The 17,878-nt window shown below is 51.6% G+C and carries 17 protein-coding genes; 9 read left to right on the top strand and 8 right to left on the bottom strand.

Going from position 1 to position 17,878, the window contains the following annotated elements:
• Positions 1-49: 49 nt before the first annotated feature.
• On the top strand, positions 50-1,840 hold the full coding sequence (locus BQ6873_RS08595; protein ID WP_076592276.1) for an acyl-CoA dehydrogenase: 1,791 nt from the start codon (positions 50-52) through the stop codon (positions 1,838-1,840).
• A 28-nt stretch (positions 1,841-1,868) separates the two neighbouring features.
• On the opposite strand, the gene BQ6873_RS08590 is transcribed toward BQ6873_RS08595, so the two are convergent.
• The 3 genes from BQ6873_RS08590 to BQ6873_RS08580 all read right to left on the bottom strand — a co-directional run bounded on the left by BQ6873_RS08590 (position 1,869) and on the right by BQ6873_RS08580 (position 4,294).
• Positions 1,869-2,255 carry a hypothetical protein gene (locus BQ6873_RS08590; protein WP_076592275.1) on the bottom strand — a complete coding sequence of 129 codons (387 nt, stop codon included), beginning with the start codon at positions 2,253-2,255 and terminating at the stop codon, positions 1,869-1,871.
• Positions 2,252-3,709, bottom strand: coding sequence for an ammonium transporter (gene amt, locus BQ6873_RS08585; protein ID WP_076594031.1), 1,458 nt, complete (start codon positions 3,707-3,709; stop codon positions 2,252-2,254). Before amt ends, BQ6873_RS08590 begins: the two co-directional genes overlap by 4 nt.
• 234 nt (positions 3,710-3,943) lie before the next feature.
• Positions 3,944-4,294 carry a TM2 domain-containing protein gene (locus tag BQ6873_RS08580; protein WP_076594030.1) on the bottom strand — a complete coding sequence of 117 codons (351 nt, stop codon included), beginning with the start codon at positions 4,292-4,294 and terminating at the stop codon, positions 3,944-3,946.
• Between the two features lie 245 nt (positions 4,295-4,539).
• Here BQ6873_RS08580 and rpsP point away from each other — a divergent pair, with 245 nt between their 5' ends.
• The 7 genes from rpsP (at position 4,540) to BQ6873_RS08545 (ending at position 11,646) form a co-directional block, all read left to right on the top strand.
• Positions 4,540-4,791, top strand: coding sequence for a 30S ribosomal protein S16 (gene rpsP, locus BQ6873_RS08575; protein WP_076592274.1), 252 nt, complete (start codon positions 4,540-4,542; stop codon positions 4,789-4,791).
• Between the two features lie 27 nt (positions 4,792-4,818).
• Positions 4,819-5,358 (top strand): ribosome maturation factor RimM, encoded by a 540-nt coding sequence (gene rimM, locus BQ6873_RS08570; protein WP_173830591.1) that lies wholly within the window; start codon positions 4,819-4,821, stop codon positions 5,356-5,358.
• 26 nt (positions 5,359-5,384) lie between these two features.
• Positions 5,385-6,131: a tRNA (guanosine(37)-N1)-methyltransferase TrmD gene (gene trmD, locus BQ6873_RS08565; protein WP_076592272.1), complete on the top strand. Its 747-nt coding sequence runs from the start codon at positions 5,385-5,387 to the stop codon at positions 6,129-6,131.
• Between the two features lie 117 nt (positions 6,132-6,248).
• Positions 6,249-6,635: a 50S ribosomal protein L19 gene (gene rplS / locus BQ6873_RS08560; protein ID WP_076592271.1), complete on the top strand. Its 387-nt coding sequence runs from the start codon at positions 6,249-6,251 to the stop codon at positions 6,633-6,635.
• A 270-nt stretch (positions 6,636-6,905) separates the two neighbouring features.
• Entirely contained in the window at positions 6,906-7,571 is a 666-nt protein-coding gene (locus tag BQ6873_RS08555) for a CoA pyrophosphatase (RefSeq protein ID WP_076592270.1), read from the top strand.
• 119 nt (positions 7,572-7,690) lie between these two features.
• Positions 7,691-8,647 (top strand): CobD/CbiB family protein, encoded by a 957-nt coding sequence (locus BQ6873_RS08550; RefSeq protein ID WP_076592269.1) that lies wholly within the window; start codon positions 7,691-7,693, stop codon positions 8,645-8,647.
• Positions 8,648-8,775: 128 nt separating this feature from the next.
• On the top strand, positions 8,776-11,646 hold the full coding sequence (locus tag BQ6873_RS08545; protein ID WP_076592268.1) for a bifunctional diguanylate cyclase/phosphodiesterase: 2,871 nt from the start codon (positions 8,776-8,778) through the stop codon (positions 11,644-11,646).
• Here the strand turns inward: BQ6873_RS08545 and BQ6873_RS08540 are convergent, their stop codons facing one another.
• Positions 11,647-13,053 (bottom strand): glycosyltransferase family 2 protein, encoded by a 1,407-nt coding sequence (locus tag BQ6873_RS08540; protein WP_076592267.1) that lies wholly within the window; start codon positions 13,051-13,053, stop codon positions 11,647-11,649.
• Positions 13,050-14,105, bottom strand: coding sequence for a HEAT repeat domain-containing protein (locus tag BQ6873_RS08535; RefSeq protein ID WP_231949305.1), 1,056 nt, complete (start codon positions 14,103-14,105; stop codon positions 13,050-13,052). Before BQ6873_RS08535 ends, BQ6873_RS08540 begins: the two co-directional genes overlap by 4 nt.
• Positions 14,106-14,452: 347 nt before the next feature.
• Here BQ6873_RS08535 and dacB point away from each other — a divergent pair, with 347 nt between their 5' ends.
• The gene (gene dacB, locus BQ6873_RS08530) at positions 14,453-15,880 is read left to right on the top strand and encodes a D-alanyl-D-alanine carboxypeptidase/D-alanyl-D-alanine endopeptidase (RefSeq protein ID WP_076592266.1); all 1,428 of its coding nucleotides are present in this window, start codon (positions 14,453-14,455) and stop codon (positions 15,878-15,880) included.
• Between the two features lie 30 nt (positions 15,881-15,910).
• Here dacB and BQ6873_RS08525 read toward each other — a convergent pair whose 3' ends face one another.
• Genes BQ6873_RS08525 through BQ6873_RS08515 form a run of 3 tightly spaced genes read right to left on the bottom strand, consistent with a single transcriptional unit; the run spans position 15,911 to position 17,847 of the window.
• Complete coding sequence (locus BQ6873_RS08525; RefSeq protein ID WP_076592265.1) at positions 15,911-16,414, bottom strand: TPM domain-containing protein; 504 nt, start codon at positions 16,412-16,414, stop codon at positions 15,911-15,913.
• Positions 16,414-17,238 (bottom strand): TPM domain-containing protein, encoded by an 825-nt coding sequence (locus BQ6873_RS08520; protein WP_076592264.1) that lies wholly within the window; start codon positions 17,236-17,238, stop codon positions 16,414-16,416. The genes BQ6873_RS08525 and BQ6873_RS08520 overlap by 1 nt, the downstream gene beginning before the upstream one ends.
• 12 nt (positions 17,239-17,250) lie before the next feature.
• Entirely contained in the window at positions 17,251-17,847 is a 597-nt protein-coding gene (locus tag BQ6873_RS08515) for a LemA family protein (protein ID WP_076592263.1), read from the bottom strand.
• Positions 17,848-17,878: the final 31 nt, after the last annotated feature.

The following is a 17,878-nucleotide window of genomic DNA, read 5'->3' as shown; positions in this document are numbered from 1 at the left end:
ACACTGCAAATAGCTGAACGTCCTGCCCATTTTCTTTTAGGAGCCTTGCATGACTTACCTTGCCCCTTTGAAAGACATGCTGTTCGTGATGAACGAGCTGGCCGATCTGTCGGCCATCAATGCCTTGCCCGGTTGTGAAGATGCAACGCCGGAAACGGTGGAAGCGGTGCTGGAAGAAAATGCGCGCTTTTGCAGCGAAGTGATTGCACCGCTGAATCAGACCGGCGATCAACATCCGAGCGAGTGGAAAGACGGCAAGGTCACGACCACGCCCGGTTTCAAGGAAGCATTCAAGGCTTATGGTGCAGCGGGCTGGCAAGGTGTGCAACATCCGGCAGATTTTGGCGGGCAGGGTTTGCCCAAGCTGGTCGCAACGCCGTGCATGGAAATGTTGAATTCGGCGAATCTCTCGTTTGCCTTGTGTCCTCTACTGACCGACGGCGCGATCGAAGCGCTGATGACAGCCGGTTCGGACGCACAGAAAGAAAAATTTCTTCCTAACTTCATCGCTGGTAAATGGACTGGCACCATGAACCTGACCGAGCCGCAAGCCGGCTCCGATCTGGCGATGGTGCGGTCACGTGCGATACCGCAAGGCGACGGCACTTACAAAATTTCCGGCACCAAGATATTCATCACCTATGGTGAGCACGATATGGCGGAGAACATCATCCACCTCGTGTTGGCGCGCACGCCGGATGCGCCGGAAGGCGTGAAGGGTATTTCCTTATTCCTGGTTCCGAAATTTCTGGTCAATGTCGATGGTTCTTTGGGCGAACGTAACGATGCGTTTTGTGTATCGATAGAACATAAGCTGGGCATCAAGGCGAGTCCGACTGCGGTACTGCAATTCGGTGATCACGGTGGTGCTATCGGCACGCTGCTAGGCCAAGAGAATCGCGGGCTGGAAACCATGTTTATCATGATGAACGCTGCACGTTTTGCAGTCGGCATACAAGGCATCAGTGTGGCCGAACGCGCATATCAAAAAGCTGTCGCGTATGCGAAAGATCGTGTGCAATCGAAAGATCTGGAAGGTTCGCCAACGGCAGTGTCGATTATTCATCAACCGGATGTGCGCCGCATGTTGATGTCTATGCGTGCGCAGATAGAGGCGGCACGTGCGCTGGCTTATGTTGGTGCTGCTGCTTTTGATGTCGCGCATCATCACACGGATGAAAAAGTACGGAACGCCAATCAGGCTTTCTATGAATTCCTGGTGCCTATCATCAAGGGCTGGTCGACCGAGATGTCGATAGATGTGGCATCTACCGGTTTGCAGATACATGGTGGCATGGGCTTCATCGAAGAAACCGGCGCGGCGCAATACTATCGCGATGCACGCATCCTGACGATATATGAAGGCACGACGGCGATACAAGCCAACGATTTGGTCGGACGTAAAACAGTGCGCGATGGCGGTGCAGTCGCACGCAACATTATCGCGCGCGTACGCGAAACGGAAGCTGAACTGGCAGCAGCTTCATCCAAAGATTTGGCTGCGATACATACGCATCTCGCTGCGGCGTCTACTGCGCTGGAAGATGTGGTTGCCTATGTCGTAGCGAATATTCAATCCGATATCAAGGGAGTGTTTGCCGGTAGCGTGCCGTATCTGAAACTGGCAGGCATAGTGCTTGGCGGTTGGCAGATGGCGCGTGCTGCATTGATTGCCCAAGCTAAGCTGGATGCGGGCGAGGGTGATGCGAAGTTTTATCAGGCGAAGTTGGCGACGGCGCGCTTCTTTGCGGATTACTTTTTGTCGCAGGCTGCCGGTTATCGTAGCGCGATTATTGCCGGCAGCAGCGGTGTGTTGGCACTGGACGAGACGCAGTTCTGATTTGCGGCACAGTCTTGTTTGCGAGGAGTTAACGTAAGCGCCCGATATAGCCGCGATCGACTGGGTCGCTGATTTCTGGAGTCGCGGCTGGTGCCGTTGATGTGGCCGTCGGAGTTGATGTTGGCGGTGCTGGTTCCGCCAAGCGTGTCAGCAGTGGTTGTCTCGGTTCCGTGCGTACAAACAAGCCTTCTTCGCCGAAGAATACCTCCTGCAACTTCTGTCCTATGTCTTGTACGTCTTCGCTAGTTGAAAGAGACGCCATTTTCAACAGATAGCGACAATAAGCCGGATCGATACGCATGTATTCGATATCGATAACCCGGCCGCTTTGTCGCCGCAGATTCACATGCAATCTGCCCATCAGGGCAAAGGCATGCGTTTCCAGTTCGGCACGTGAGTGATGTTCATCCGTCATAGCACGTGCTCACCATGTTGTTCCAGATCCAGTCCTTCTATTTCAGCTTCCGGCGTGACGCGTAAGCCTACCAGTGCGCTGACGATGCCGAGAATAAGTGCGGTCATAACGGCCGAGAAAACCACGGTCACGATGACGCCGAATGCCTGATTGCCAAAGCTGCTTTGTGCACCGCCTATGCTTTGTACTGCGAATACGCCGGTCAGCAGTGCGCCGACTATGCCACCGATGGCATGTACGCCGAATACATCGAGTGAGTCGTCGTAACCGAGTTTTGATTTGAGCGTGGTCGCACCCCAGTAGCAGGCGAGGCCAGCGGCTGCACCTATGACCAGTGCGCCGGTAACGTCGACAAAGCCAGATGCCGGTGTGATGGCGACCAGGCCCGATACTGCGCCCGACACCAGGCCAAGTACTGATGGCTTGCCGCGTCGTATCCATTCGATAAACATCCACGACAGTGCACCGACAGCGGTCGCGATTTGCGTGACCAACATAGCCATACCGGCACGTCCATCTGCGGCAACTGCGGAGCCGGCGTTAAAGCCGAACCAGCCTACCCACAGCATGCAGGCGCCGATCACGGTCAGGACAAGATTGTGTGGCGGCATCGGTTCTTTACCAAAGCCCAGGCGCGGGCCGATGATGACGGCGGCAACCAGGCCGGAGACACCCGCATTGATATGCACCACGGTGCCGCCAGCAAAATCAAGTATGCCGCGTGCAGCCAGCCAGCCGCCCGGTTCCCATACCCAGTGCGCGACTGGTGCGTAGACAAAAATCGACCACAATGTGATGAACATCAGCAAGGCAGAGAACTTCATGCGTTCGGCAAAGGCGCCGGTAATCAGCGCCGGCGTAATGATGGCGAACGTCATCTGAAACATGATGAAGACGCTTTCCGGAATGGTCGGTGCGATTTCACTGACAGTGACCTTGCCAGCTTCCTTCATGAACTCCATGCCGTGCAACAGCACACGATCCAGTCCACCGATATAAGGCGAGCCGGGCGTGAATGCCAGGCTGTAACCGATGACGACCCAGATGACGGTGATCAGGCAAGTGATGACAAAGCTGTGCGCCATCGTCGCCAATACATTTTTCTTGCGCACCATGCCGGCGTAAAACAAGGCTAGGCCGGGTATCGTCATTAGCAAGACCAGTGCAGTCGCAGCCAAGACCCATGCGGTGTCGCCGGCGCTGATTTTGGAGGCATCGACCAGAGTGGGTTTGCTGAGTGGTTCTGCTGCAGTCGGTTCTGGCGCAGTAGTCGAAGCAGGTTCGACTATCATCGGCATCGTGAGCGGCGCTGCTTGTTGTGCTTCTTGGGGAGGGCTTTCGCTTGTGGCGGCGGGAGAACTTGCTTCCGATGGCGAAGATTGTGCCGAAGCAGTATTGAAGAGCAAGCCGGAAACCAGAACGGCTAACGCCAGCGTAGCGGATGCAGAACGCATAGTCATGAAACTCCCCTGATGACTTGAATTATTAAGCAGCGTGGCGATGCCACGCGCAGGTTTCATAAAAGCACTATGTGTGCCATGAGGAAATTCAAGTGAGGGAGCCCAGAACGGGCAGGTGACTCAGTTAACTGAATGCATACGGAGGTGAGTGCGCACTAGTGCTGCACATCGTGGTGAGACTCTTGCACTGCCGTGGGGCGGCGGTGCGAGGGACGGGGTGTAGCGGTGTTAACCGAGTGCGCCACCAGTCAGATATAGATCGAATCCACGGGCGATGGTGGCGATCAATGCGGTTGAGCCCAGGGCAAAAGTGACGACGACTAGCAGAATGTTGATCCAGCCTGAATTGGATGCGCGACCGGAATGCATATTGTGTTGTGCGTCCCATTTCTCATCCGGTGTCAGGCCGATGACCAAAGCGCCGATAAAACCGGCAAAAATGGATAGTGGTAATCCCAATAGATGTACCCAGGCCCAAATGTCTTTCTTGCCATAAAGATAAAAGCGATGGAGTCCTAGTCCGCCAAATATTGCCGCAAGGAAAGTGCTGAGGGTTTTATTCTTGTGTTGAGTGGGCATATTGCGTCTATTGGTAGGTAAAAAGAGGCTTTTATTGGCTGCGGACGGGCTTTTTGTCATGCGCTGAGTATTGTAAGGGCAGACTCCGCCATCGTTGCAATTACCTGTATTCGCCCTGAAAACGACAATCTTGCGTGATTTGTCGCATTGCTGTTGCCAAAGCTGGTGAATGAGGTTGCAGGTGCGGCGCTACTTGGGCTATAATTTGCGGCTTTTTCCGTGTTCAGACACTTTTTGGAAATATTATGGTCGTTATTCGTTTAGCTCGTGGTGGTGCAAAAAAGCGCCCTTTCTTTAACATTGTTGCTACAGATTCGCGCAATCGCCGCGATGGTCGCTTCATTGAACGCATCGGTTTTTACAACCCGGTAGCATCGGGCGCTGAAGAAAGCGTTCGCATTGTGCAAGACCGTCTGGCCTACTGGCAAGGCGTTGGCGCACAATTGTCGCCGACAGTTGCTCGTTTGGTAGCGCAAGCTGGCAAAGCAGCAGCTTAAGTTTTGTCGAATCAAACGGCATCGGGAATGAAAGTTCCTGAAGATTTGGTGCTGGTTGGTTACATCTCTGGTGCGTATGGATTGAATGGCTGGGTGCGGGTCAGACCCTATTCAGCCGATGCGGATGCATTGTTGAATGCCAAGACATGGTGGCTGGATAAGCCTGAATTCCATGACGTGGCGATGATGCAATCCAAGATTCATTCTGGCGATGTAGTCGCGCAGTTGATGGGTGTGGCCGGGCGAGATGCCGCGGAGGCGCTGAAAGGTGCAGCCGTGCAGATCCCGCGCAGTCATTTCCCGGCTCTGTCCGACAATGAATTTTACTGGGTCGATTTGATCGGCCTGGAAGTCGAGAATCTGCAGGGCGTACATCTGGGTCAGGTCAGCGACATGATGGACAACGGCGCGCATCCTATTTTGCGTGTGGCCGTACCACAGTCGACTGAAGTTACTGATGCCAAAGCTGCGCCGCAAGAGTTGCTGATCCCGTTCGTTGAGCAGTTTGTCATCACGGTTGATCGAACAGCAAAAAAAATTACGGTGGACTGGGGACTAGATTATTAGTCGCTTCGTTTTGAGGAGTGTGCGAGATGCAATTTGATGTCGTCACGCTGTTCCCTGAAATGTTCACAGCACTTACGCAGTCGGGTATTACACGACGCGCGTTTGAGCAAAAGAAATGTGCATTGTCTTTGTGGAATCCGCGCGATTTCACCAGCGATAAGCATCGTACCGTTGATGATCGTCCCTATGGTGGCGGTCCTGGCATGGTGATGATGGTTAAGCCGCTGGAGGCTGCTGTACAAGCAGCCAAGGCAAGGCAGACAGAACAAGGTTTGGTTGCACCCCGTGTTGTGTATTTGTCGCCGCAAGGCAAGGCATTGACACATGAACGCGTGATGCAACTGACGACAGAGCCAGGTTTGGTTTTGTTGTGCGGACGTTATGAAGCAGTAGACCAGCGCTTTCTGGATAGCTGCGTCGATGAAGAAATCAGCCTCGGCGATTTCGTCCTGTCAGGCGGTGAGATCCCGGCGATGGCATTGATGGATGCGGTAATTCGGCAATTGCCCGGTGTTTTGCATGATGATGCATCGGCAGTTGAAGACAGCTTTGTGAATGGCTTGCTTGATTGTCCGCATTACACGCGACCTGAAGTTTACGAAGGCACAGCGGTACCGGCAGTGTTGATGGGTGGCCATCATGTCGAGATCGAAAAATGGCGTCGTGAACGTGCACTGGAAGCAACTGCAAAGAAGCGTCCGGATATGATTATCAAGGCACGCGCCGCAGGATTGCTGACGCGGACCGATGAAAAGTTTTTAAGCAGTTTGTAATAGGCAGTTTGTTGTGTAGAGCAGGGAAGCAGTGCAATCCCTGCAATGTGTTAACCCCATCCTCTACCGGGCAATCAGTATCTTGGCGCCGGCAAGATGGTTATTGGAGTAATAAAAATGGATTTGATCCAAACATTAGAGCAAGAAGAAATTGCTCGCCTGGCAAAAAACATCCCTGACTTCGCTCCTGGCGATACAGTGATCGTCAACGTTAACGTAGTTGAAGGTACGCGCAAACGTGCTCAGGCTTACGAAGGCGTTGTAATTTCCCGTCGTAACCGTGGCTTGAACTCGAACTTCATCGTTCGTAAAATCTCGTCCGGTGAAGGCGTCGAACGTACGTTCCAGCTGTATTCCCCGCTGATCGCATCGATCGAAGTCAAACGTCGCGGTGACGTACGTCGTGCAAAACTGTACTACTTGCGCGAACGTTCGGGCAAATCGGCACGTATCAAAGAAAAATTGCCACAACGCCGCGTTGCAACAAAACAAGCTGCAGAATAATTGTATTAATCGAATTCATTCGAGCAATTCATTCGGTAGTAACAAAAAAGACATCTTCGGGTGTCTTTTTTGTTTTGGTGGCACATTTTTTGATTGTTAAATCTGGTGCTTAAGCTGTGACAGGTTTAACATCGATTAAAGTAATTGTATGAATGTGTCATGTAAATTTTTCGTGCTACTTTCATCATTGACGATTTATGTATCAGCTCTGGCATGTATGTTCTGCTGAGCGATTGTTGGATTCATTATTCTTGTGCGTAGGAAGCTGATTTGCCCAGACTGCATTTCGATCCGGAATTACTCCCTGTGGATTCACTTGGTGGAGAAGAGGCCATTGCATCAGAGCGCTTGATGGCGGATGCATTGCGTGCACGTTTTGCCAATCCGCCAGCATGGTCACCGGAAATCACGGTTGAGCGTCTGGTGCGGCCTATGGATACAACATTGACGGAAGCGGCTGTCTTGTTGCCTATCGTATTGCGCGAGACGGGGCCGACATTATTGTTCACGCAACGGACCGCGCATTTGAACGATCATGCGGGACAGATCAGTTTTCCCGGCGGCCGTATGGAAACTTACGATGGTTCTCCGATTGAAACGGCCTTGCGCGAAACTGAAGAAGAGGTGGGCATCAATAGACGTCATATTGATGTCATTGGTACTTTGCCTGAATACCACACTGGCACCGGCTTCCGCGTGACGCCCGTAGTCGGGATCGTGCAGCCACCATTTGAGATACATGCTGATCCATTTGAGGTGGCCGAGGTTTTTGAAGTGCCACTATCCTTTTTAATGGATGGCATGCATCATCAACGCCGGACTGCCGAGTTTCTTACCGGTAGCCGTACTTTTTACGTTATGCCTTACGAGCGCTTTTTTATCTGGGGTGCAACGGCGGGCATGTTGCGTAATCTGTTTCATTTTCTGCGGGCGTAAGCCTGTTGTACATAGACAGTACAGAGTTTGGCTGTCGATAAAATATTATCCTTCTGATTATTTGATTCTCGCGAAGTGCTGCGTTATCGTATGGGTTGACTGACTAATAAGGCGCTTTAATGACATTCTTTTCCATCTTCTTTGCGCTATTGATCGAGCAATTAAAACCATTGCGCGCGGATAACCCGGTATACGCCGGAGCCAGAGCACTTGCTGCCAAGCTGGAAGGGTCGTTCAACGCAGGTCAGGCACATCACGGACGGCTGGCTTGGGTCTTGATGATTGCTGCATTCACGATACCGGTTGCCCTGTTGTACTGGATCAGCGTCAAGCTCGGTCCTTTGGCGGCATTGATCGTGAATGTCGGCGTGGTGTATGTGACTTTGGGCTTCCGTCATTACAGTCACTTCTTTACCTCTATCCAACTGGCTTTGAATAACGGCGATGAAGCAACCGCACGTTCCTTGCTGGCTGAATGGACCAAACGCGATACGGCTGGCATGGATGTCAGCGAAGTGGCACGCATTGCGGTAGAAACGGCACTGGTCACGACACATCGCAATGTCTTTGGCGTGTTCTTCTGGATATTGACGCCGCTAGGTCCGGTGGGTGCCGTCATGTATCGCGTCGCAGAATATCTGGCGCGTATCTGGAACGAACCAAAAATGGCGGAGCGTGAAGAGTTCGGTCGTTTTGCTGCACAGGCGTTTTACTGGATAGACTGGATACCTGCGCGATTAACCGCAGCTGCATTTGCGGTAGTCGGTAACTTCGAAGATGCGATTTATGCGTGGCGTAATTTTGCCGGTCGTTGGCAGGATGAGGCTATCGGCATCATTCTTTCTGCTGGTGGTGGCGCGATGGGCATACGCCTTGGTGCACCGGTTGAAAATGCGACAGATGTCATTCCGGCAGATGCAGGGACGGTTGATTCCATCAATATTGAAACAGAAGCGCCAGTCGGCGAAGAGGCTTCCAGCCGCGCATTGCAAAGCACTGTAGGTCTGGTGTGGCGAGCGTTGTTGTTATGGATGTTGTTGGTGTTGTTGCTATCTATTGCCAAGTGGCTGGGTTAATTGGCCACTGTCACAAAAAGCGCGCCGTGCAAGCGCGCTTTTTTATAATTGAAGATGCTTTGCAAGCATGGTTTTTTGCTGATCATGAATTCCGGCTTTGAAAAATACCGCATAGGGAATACTCATTGATGCGTAGTCGCGCACCTTTTTCTGTGTCATTGGCCGCGTTGTCGACGCTTCTGATCGGATTGTTGATCAGTGCACTGCTTTTTACGGCGGTGCGTCGCCTTGAGCATGACAAGGTAGATATCGATTTTCAGCAACAGGCTAAAGTGCGTGTGGCTGCCGTGCAGAATGGGCTGGATAGTTCGCTGCGTGTGTTGACCGATATCAATCAATTATTCACTACCTTCGGTACGATCAGTCGAGAGCAATTCGCATCGTTTTCCATTCCTTTGCTGGCCCGTAATCCTTACATCCAGGCTTTCAATTTTCATCGTTATGTGTCGAATCAAGAGCGCCCGAAGTACGAGGCGGCAATGCGTGCGCACTATCCAGAATTTTCGATTACGGAAGTGGTTGATGGCAAGCGCGTGCCAGCGAGTGAACGAGCGCGCTATCGCGTAGTGGATTACATAGAGCCTATGCAAGGCAATGACGTTGCATTGGGTTTTGATTCAGACTCTTATCCGTTTCAGCGCGCCGCAATGCAGCGCGCGATTGATACTGGCAAACCTTCTGCGACCGGATTACTGCGCTTGCTGCAAGAACGTACAGTACAGCGTGGTTTCATTGTTTTGATGCCGGTCTATCAGGCCGGTATGCCGCTGACAGATATCGCATCGCGTCGTCTGGCGGTGATAGGCGATACGGCAGCAGTTTTTCGTAGCGGTGATTTAATAGCCAAATCACTGGACGCAGATAATTTCTTGCTGGCTTCGAATATTGATCTGGACGTAGATGTCAGTGTGTATGCAAGTGCCGAACAAAATGAAGATAGCCTGGTCTTTGGCCAAGGGACCATCCCGACGGTGCATGAAGCTATGCTCGGCCTTCCAAAGTGGTTGTTCTATGACCAGCCGGCACCTTACCAACATGTATTTGATATTGCTGGCAAAACATGGAATATGGTGGTGTCTACACCTCCTACCTTGTTCATCAAAAAAAGTAGCAACGCCTTGTGGGCTTTCCTTGCGGGACTTCTTTTAAGTGTCGCTTCAGCGATTTATCTGCAAACAGTAGTAGACCGTTCACGCCGCATTCAGTTGCTGGTCGATGATAGAACTGCGCAGCTACGCGCAGTCAATGAAGACTTGATTGCTGATATCGCTGCACGCAAGCATGCCGAGCACGAGTTGCAGTTACGTGAGCGAGCAATCGAAGCCAGTGCGAATGCGATCATCATTACCAGCGCGCTGGCACCACATTATCCGATTGAATATGTGAATCCTGCATTCGAACGGATTACCGGCTACACCCTGGAAGAAACGATAGGTCGGAACATTGGATTCTTGTGGGGCAAGGATAGCGATCAACCTGGTATTGAAGAGATTCGTGCGATCGCATTGGAGAAAAGAGAAGGCCATGCTGTTCTGCGCAACTATCGCAAGGATGGCACTTTGTTCTGGAGCGATTTATATGTTGCGCCAGTCAAGGACGATACCGGCGAGGTGAGCCATTTCGTTGTTGCGCAATACGATATTACGGCGACCAAACGTTATGAATCGGAACTGGAGTTCCAGACCAATCGGGATGCATTGACAGGTTTGGCAAATCGCAGCTTGTTGCGTGATCGCTTGAGTCAGGCGATTTCGTATGCACATCGTTATAACCATCCGATCTGGATTGCCTTTGTCGATCTGGATCGCTTCAAATTCGTGAACGATACGCTGGGCCATCAAGCGGGCGATATTTTGTTGAAAGCTATCGCAGAGCGTTTGCAATTGGCTGTACGTGACACAGATACAGTATCGCGCATGGGTGGCGATGAGTTTGTACTGATCCTCCCTGAACGTATCGACTCCGGATTATCGACCGGGATAGTCCAGCGCATCATGGATGGCATCGCGCAGCCGTTGACGATTGAAGGTCATGAATTTTTCATCAGCAGCAGTGTGGGTGTCGCGGTTTATCCGACCGATGGTGCAACACCGGAAGAGCTGATCAAACATGCCGATATCGCAATGTATAGAGCGAAAGAAACCGGACGTAATAACTTCCAGTTCTATACCTCGGCGATGAATGAACGTGCCTTGGAGCGCTTGCGAATCGAGGGTGATTTGCGTAATGCCTTGGAGCGTGAAGAATTCATCTTGCACTACCAGCCGCAAGTAGATTTGCGTACGGGAAAAATTGTCGGTGTAGAAGCGTTGATACGCTGGGAGCATCCGGAGTTGGGCATGATTCCGCCTATGCGCTTTATCGGCTTGGCAGAAGAGACCGGTTTGATCGTGCCTATCGGTGCATGGGTAATACGTACAGCATGCTTGCAAAACAAGGCATGGCAGGCGAGTGGTTTGGGCTACTTGCGGATGTCGGTCAATCTGTCATCGCGCCAGTTTGCCCAGCAGGATTTGCTGGAGTCGATCGCCTTGGCCTTGCAAGAAGCAGAGCTGGCGCCTGAGTATCTGGAAATCGAATTGACGGAAAGTCTGGTGATGGCGGATGTCGATCATGCGATCGGCGTCTTGCGCGAGTTGAAGGCGCTGGGGGTGAAATTGTCGATTGACGATTTTGGTACAGGGTATTCCAGTCTGTCTTATCTGAAACGCTTCCCTATCGATGTGTTGAAAATTGATCGCTCATTCGTCAATGACATCACTACCGATCCAGATGATGCCGCCATCGTTGCATCCATCATTTCACTGGCGCATAGCTTACGTCTGACGGTGATCGCGGAGGGTGTGGAAACCGAAGCGCAACTGGCTTATCTGCAACAGCACGATTGCGATCAGATCCAAGGATATTTCTTCAGTCGACCGGTTACTGCTCAAGCATTAGAAAATATGCTGCAAGATAGCAAGCGTCTGCAGATTGAAACAACCGGCTCTCTGATCTGATCACGCTGTCCGGTTCGTTTCCACATACTCAATCGCATCATGACGGCTTGGCCGACCTGTCATCCAGCGCAGCATGCCTAGTGCACGCCATGTTGATGTGAGTTGGCGATAACCTAGATTGCTGATGACAGCAGCGATGGTCAATGTGGCGATATCGCTGGCGGTCGGATAGAGATGGAAGGACATTTCTTCCAGTAGCAAGGTGGATGCCGACAACAGAATCCCCAAACCGATTGCTACGGAAAGAAACGCAATACATGCCTGCCATGACACCAAGCCACAGGCAAAGGCGATGAGCATGAATACGTAGCCGAGAAATTCAAGGATAGGGCCGGACCATTCAAATAGCAGGAAGAATGGGAAGACGATGCGGCCAGGTACACCACCATTGCGTGAAAACATTAATGCCATATTTTGACTGAGGCTATCTGCCAACCCTTGTTGCCATCGTATGCAATGGCTTTTCAAGGTGGTGAGATTCTGTGGCACTTGATGCCAGCACACAGGATCAGCGATAAAGCGTATGCGATAAGTTTGTTGCTTCTTGCGCATCAGACGGTGCATGCGCACGATCAATTCTGTACCCGCGCTGCGGGTATCTCGACGATAGCCACCAACTGCGATGACGCTTGCTTTACGGAACAAGGTCATGCCTGCCGGAGCCATCAACATGCCATTGAGCATGGACCAGCCTAGTGGTGCGAACAGTGTACTGCGCAGATATTCAACGATTTGAAAAAGTGCCAGCCAATGTTTTGGTAATGCGACCTTTTTCAACAAGCCATTTTCTACTTCGCAACCGTTGGCAACACGTACGGCACTGACGGCTGCGATCACTGTATTGTCGTTCAGGAACGGCGTGACGATACGCTTCAAGCTGTCTCTATGCAGGATAGTCGCTGCATCTACGTTACAAAATAATGGGTAGCGTGATGCATTAATGCCGGCGTTTAATGCATCTGCCGTGCCACCATATTCTTTGTCGATGACGCGCAGACTGGGATAGCGTGTTGAGCGATAAATGCAGCTGACAGCCTGTGTCGTCAATTGGATGCGATATGCCTCTGGGAATGGATGCAGATCAAATGCAGCAGTCAGGATTTGTATGGTCTCGTCTTGCGAGCCGTCGTTGATGACGATGATTTCCTGTTGCGGATATTCGAGTTGCAGCAAAGACTGCACTGAGGCTGCGATGATGCTGGCCTCATTGCGTGTTGTGAACAGAATGCTGATTGGTGGCTCTAATCCTGTATGAATGTGTGGCAGCTCAGCCAGGATTTTTCCCTGTTCGATGCCATGCATGCGGAAGATCGCAAGCATATTCAGGAAGAGATAGCTGAGGTTGTAGGCGATGAAATAGCTGAATACGCCCCATGTCACGTAATTGAGTACGGCAGGCAATGTCATGATGGATGTCTTTCCGCCAAGGCTTGGCCTAGCATGTCGCGGGCAAAACGATCTGATAAGTTGTGTCGCAATAATTCAATTTCGGCCATGCTGAGAAACGGTATCCCCACCAATGCCTGTGCTGCGCGATAACGCACCCACCATTCCGCATCTGCAAGCAGCGGGATCAGACGGTTGACGTCTGCGTGCTCTCCTATGCGTCCCAATACTTTGGCTACTTGCCCGCGTACACGCCAATCAGGGTGATTTAAATGCAGGCGGATATGCGCCAGCAAGCCGGCATCTTTTGAAATGCGTAGCGCGGCGATGATGGTTTCTGTCTCGTTTGTTATATCCAGCAATTTGAGCGCAGTAGTGTGCGGTATGGGCAGACGTAATGCTTCGATCAAGCGCAACGCTCTGATCAAATGCGCGGCCCTGATTTCTTCTACCGCTTCAAGCAATGGCAGAGTGAATGCGCTATGTGTTGGCTGCAGAATGCTGGCGATATGTGCAATCGCCCAATCTTCGCGCGCCAGCATGAGTGGCGTTAACTGCTGGGCTGCGGCTTTCGCATCGATTTGTACTAGCGCATGGAATGCATTAATGGACGTGACGTTATCGGCAGCGAGTGTTTGCATCACGAGTGCATCCCACGATGCATGGTCACGCAAGTGCCCTAGTGTCAGTATTGCCAGCAGACGTTCGACGCGATTGCCATGGCGCAGCAAGCGTTGCGAAAAACGATCACAGCCGACGGAGTAGGCAATGCTGATCAAGTTTTCCGTTGCCTCGCGACTGTTAGCACTACGTATTAACTGATTCCATAGTTTTAAAAAGTACACGCGATCGCGTGCTGCCAAGGAGGGCAGTACAGCAGAAACAGAAGAATGCAGAGAGCTGAGCAGCAAGGGATGCCAGATGGAGAGAAATGCGCGCTCTTCTTGTGTACGACGGCTGAGTGATGCGCGCAGATAGACCAGCACCAATATCAATAATAGCGTTAAACCAATAGCGATCATGCCTATCCAGGCAGTGCCGACGAAATGAGGATCTGAAGAAAAATTCGACACTTAAGAGAATGCTTTGCAGTTGAAAAAAAATGTTACTGCGCGAACAGTTATAGCCTGATGCCGGCGATGTTGATTTCTAACGGTAGCGATAGCTGAGGATGTTGAATGAATAATCATGATGGCGTTCGCATTGCATTTGAGCATCTTATTGTAATGCCGATTACAGGCTGAATATGGGTGTGAGGGTATTTCGAATCCTTAGACGATGCAGGAGTTCAAGGATTCGACTCTTTTGAACAACAGCCGATGTTGATAATGCAATGTCCGTGCCAAATTTTGGCAGCAAGGAAGGGTGAGTTGCCTCGACTGGCATGTAATAATCATCCCATCACATCAGACTCAATATCATGCGAATCACGACACGACTTACTTTCACTTTTTCCCTACTTTTTTCGATTGTTGCTGCTCCTGTTTGCGTTCATGCCGCAGAAGGATTGCCGTCAGTCGTGACCGATGCATTGAAACGTAGTGCGATACCGCTTAATGCAGTGGGCACTTACGTACAAGAGGTGTCGGGACAAGCTCCCTGGATTGCATCGAATGATGTCGCCGGATTTAATCCTGCATCCACGATGAAACTGGTGACCACCGATGCTGCGCTTGATTTGCTTGGCCCGACCTACACCTGGAAAACCCAGGCGTATATGACAGGTACGCTGAATGGCGATGTGCTGGATGGCGATTTGATCATCAAGGGCAGTGGCGATCCGAAACTGGTGACAGAGAATTTTTGGCAATTCTTGCGCAAGATACGTGCGACGGGCATACGCGAGATACGTGGCAATCTGATACTTGATCGCAGCGTGTTTGAAGACATACCCTACGATGCTTCAGTGTTCGACGGCGATCCATTGAAACCGTATAACGCAGGGCCGGATGCCTTGCTGTTGAATTACAAGGTATTTGCTTTCCATTTTCAGCCTAATCCAAGTCGCAATCAGGTCGATGTCACCATCGATCCGCCGGCGGTACCTTATCCGGTGATGGCACCAAGTTTGTCGAATGGCGCATGTGGAGATTGGCAAGGCAAGCTGCAACCGTCCATGGGCCGCGTCAGTGCGAATTTCACCGGGACTTTCTCTGCTTCATGCGGTGAAAAAACCTGGTATCTGCATCCGTATCAAATGAACCATAGCGAGTATTTTGGCGTGGTATTTCGTCAGTTATGGACGGATGTGGGCGGTACTTTTTCCGGCAACATTGCTAATGGCGTAGTGCCGCCAGCCGCACGATTTGTGACGGAGTGGCAGTCAACCACATTGCCGGAAGTGATACGCGACATTAATAAATACAGCAACAATGTGATGGCGCGCCAACTGTTGTTGACGCTAGCAGCGGACGTACTCAAAGTACCTGCAACGCCGGAGCGCGGTGGACGAGTCGTCAAAACATGGTTGGCGAATAAGGGCATCGATACATCGCAGCTGGTGATTGAAAATGGTTCAGGTTTGTCACGTACCGAGCGTATTTCTGTTGGTGCGATGGGACGCATGCTGGTCGCGGCTTTTAAGGCACCGACCATGCCTGAATTCATATCCTCACTGCCGCTGGTGGGCTATGATGGCACGATGCGCAGGCGCTTGACGAAGCAAACGGTGGCAGGAAGTGCGCACATCAAGACAGGTTCATTGAACGATGTTCGCGCGATAGCTGGTTATGTGCTGGCAGCATCGGGCAAGCGTTATGCCGTGGTGTGCATTATCAATCACACTAATGCAGTAGCCGGTCAGGCTGCGCACGATGCGTTGTTGCAATGGATTTATGAGAATGGTTGAGTAAGACGATAGCGCGCCGTGGAGACGCGCTTACAGCAGTATCGGTTTATTCGATAACTGATTTGCTTGTGGCGTCTCATTTTCCGGAAAATATTCGTGCAGCATTGCATTGAGTTGCTGCAAGCCGGCAATCGCGCTGTCGTGATATTCACCTTTGGCAAAACCTTGCGTCATGGTCTTGCAGACGGCGTGCCAGTGATGGGCAGGGATCAGTTTTGAGATGCCGCGGTCAGCGACGATTTCGACTTGATGATCGGCCAGCTCAATGTAAATCAGTATGCCGCTGTTTTCTTCCGTATCCCAAATGCGATATTGCGAAAACAATTCATGCGCGCGCTGACGCGAGCTGACACCGGCCAGAATTGCGGATAGTTCCAGCGAGTGTTCAACGATCAGGCGGATTTCTGCGCGATGCGTTTTTTCGCCAGCAGCGATGGTTTTTTGTATCGCTGTTAGCGTTGCGCAGGGGAAGGCTTTTTTGCCAGTAAATCTGGTTGTCGTCAGATGCCGTATCGCACGCGAAAATTTATTCATTACCAATTCCCCGAAGCGCCGCCGCCGTCAAAACCACCACCGCCACCGGAAAATCCTCCGCCGCCGCCAAAACCACCGCCACCTCCACCAAAGCCGCCGAATCCTCCACCGGAGCGACGACCAAGTTCATTACCGATGGCTGCACCCAGAATCACACCGGCAGAATTGCCCCAGTCACCATTGCTGCTATGACCGCGCGGGCCGCTGCCGCCACGACTGCGAGCAATCGTGATCAGAATAAGAATGGCGAAAAAGATGAAAGGTGCCCAGCCGAAAGCATCATTCTGCTGCGCCTTGTTGCCTTGCTTAGCGGGTTCAGGGAAAGCTTCCTTGTCCAGCAAACTGGTAATGACGGAAACGCCTGATGCCAGGCCGCCGTAGAAATCACCTTGTCGGAAGTGTGGTGCAATTACGTCCTGCAACACGCGCTTGGATTGCGCATCTGTGAGTACGCCTTGCACGCCACGTCCAGTTTCTATACGCAGACGGCCGGATGCAGCAGTATTATCTTTGGCGACCAGCAACAGCACGCCGTCATCGACACCTTTACGTCCCAACTTCCACGCATCGGCGACGCGTATGCTGTATTGCTCTATGCCTTCCGGCTCGGTGCTCTTCACCAGCAGGATGGCGATCTGGTTGCCAGTGCGCGTTTCGTACTCAGCCAGAACATTTTCCAGCGTGGTGCGCTGTTCTGCGTTCAGCATGCCGGCCATATCGGTCACGCGCTCTTTGAGAGGCGGGACCGGCACAAGATTCTGTGCGCTGGCGAGCATGCAGAAAAATGCGAGCGTACAAGCCAGCAGATATCGCAGAATGTTCATGGGCTGATGATCTTATTTTTTATCAAAATTGACGGCTGGCGGTGCTGAAATTGCTTTCTCGTTTTCTACCGTGAAAGATGGTTTCACCGGATAACCGAAGACCTTGGCCGTGATATTGGTCGGGAAGCTGCGCGCCAGTACGTTGTAATCCTGTACCGCAACGATGTAGCGTTGGCGTGCGACGGTGATACGGTTTTCCGTACCTTCCAGTTGCGATTGCAAATCGCGGAAGCCGGTATCTGCTTTCAGTTGCGGATAGTTTTCAGAGACGGCCATCAAGCGTGACAAGGCTGAGGACAGCTCACCCTGTACTTGTTGGAATTTGCTGAAGGCTTCTGGATTGTTCAACACTTCTGGCGTGATCTGGAAGCTGGTTGCAGCAGCACGTGCCTTGGTCACAGCTTCCAGCGTTTCGCGTTCATGTGTCGCGTAACCTTTGACGGTATTGACCAGATTCGGAATCAAATCGGCGCGTCGTTGGTATTGATTGACGACTTCACTCCATGCCGCTTTGGTCGCTTCGTCTTTTGTTTGAAAGTCGTTGTAGCCGCATGCGCTTAATGTTGACGCCAGCAAAGCAATCGACAGCCATTTGAATAATTTGGTCATTTCATTCCTCCTTGAATATTGTGCAAAACAT

The organism is Herminiimonas arsenitoxidans, assembly GCF_900130075.1.
GTDB classification, from domain to species: Bacteria; Pseudomonadota; Gammaproteobacteria; order Burkholderiales; family Burkholderiaceae_D; genus Oxalicibacterium; species Oxalicibacterium arsenitoxidans.
Note: the sequence above shows the minus strand (reverse complement) of the source record. Positions and strands in the feature narration are given on the sequence as shown.

Excerpts from the sequence above, each read along its gene's own strand:
- BQ6873_RS08595 (WP_076592276.1), top strand. The coding sequence starts at position 50 with ATGACTTACCTTGCCCCTTTGAAAGACATGCTGTTCGTGATGAACGAG.
- BQ6873_RS08590 (WP_076592275.1), bottom strand. The coding sequence starts at position 2,255 with ATGACGGATGAACATCACTCACGTGCCGAACTGGAAACGCATGCCTTT.
- amt (WP_076594031.1), bottom strand. The coding sequence starts at position 3,709 with ATGCGTTCTGCATCCGCTACGCTGGCGTTAGCCGTTCTGGTTTCCGGC.
- BQ6873_RS08580 (WP_076594030.1), bottom strand. The coding sequence starts at position 4,294 with ATGCCCACTCAACACAAGAATAAAACCCTCAGCACTTTCCTTGCGGCA.
- rpsP (WP_076592274.1), top strand. The coding sequence starts at position 4,540 with ATGGTCGTTATTCGTTTAGCTCGTGGTGGTGCAAAAAAGCGCCCTTTC.
- rimM (WP_173830591.1), top strand. The coding sequence starts at position 4,819 with ATGAAAGTTCCTGAAGATTTGGTGCTGGTTGGTTACATCTCTGGTGCG.
- trmD (WP_076592272.1), top strand. The coding sequence starts at position 5,385 with ATGCAATTTGATGTCGTCACGCTGTTCCCTGAAATGTTCACAGCACTT.
- rplS (WP_076592271.1), top strand. The coding sequence starts at position 6,249 with ATGGATTTGATCCAAACATTAGAGCAAGAAGAAATTGCTCGCCTGGCA.
- BQ6873_RS08550 (WP_076592269.1), top strand. The coding sequence starts at position 7,691 with ATGACATTCTTTTCCATCTTCTTTGCGCTATTGATCGAGCAATTAAAA.
- BQ6873_RS08545 (WP_076592268.1), top strand. The coding sequence starts at position 8,776 with ATGCGTAGTCGCGCACCTTTTTCTGTGTCATTGGCCGCGTTGTCGACG.
- BQ6873_RS08540 (WP_076592267.1), bottom strand. The coding sequence starts at position 13,053 with ATGACATTGCCTGCCGTACTCAATTACGTGACATGGGGCGTATTCAGC.
- dacB (WP_076592266.1), top strand. The coding sequence starts at position 14,453 with ATGCGAATCACGACACGACTTACTTTCACTTTTTCCCTACTTTTTTCG.
- BQ6873_RS08525 (WP_076592265.1), bottom strand. The coding sequence starts at position 16,414 with ATGAATAAATTTTCGCGTGCGATACGGCATCTGACGACAACCAGATTT.
- BQ6873_RS08520 (WP_076592264.1), bottom strand. The coding sequence starts at position 17,238 with ATGAACATTCTGCGATATCTGCTGGCTTGTACGCTCGCATTTTTCTGC.
- BQ6873_RS08515 (WP_076592263.1), bottom strand. The coding sequence starts at position 17,847 with ATGACCAAATTATTCAAATGGCTGTCGATTGCTTTGCTGGCGTCAACA.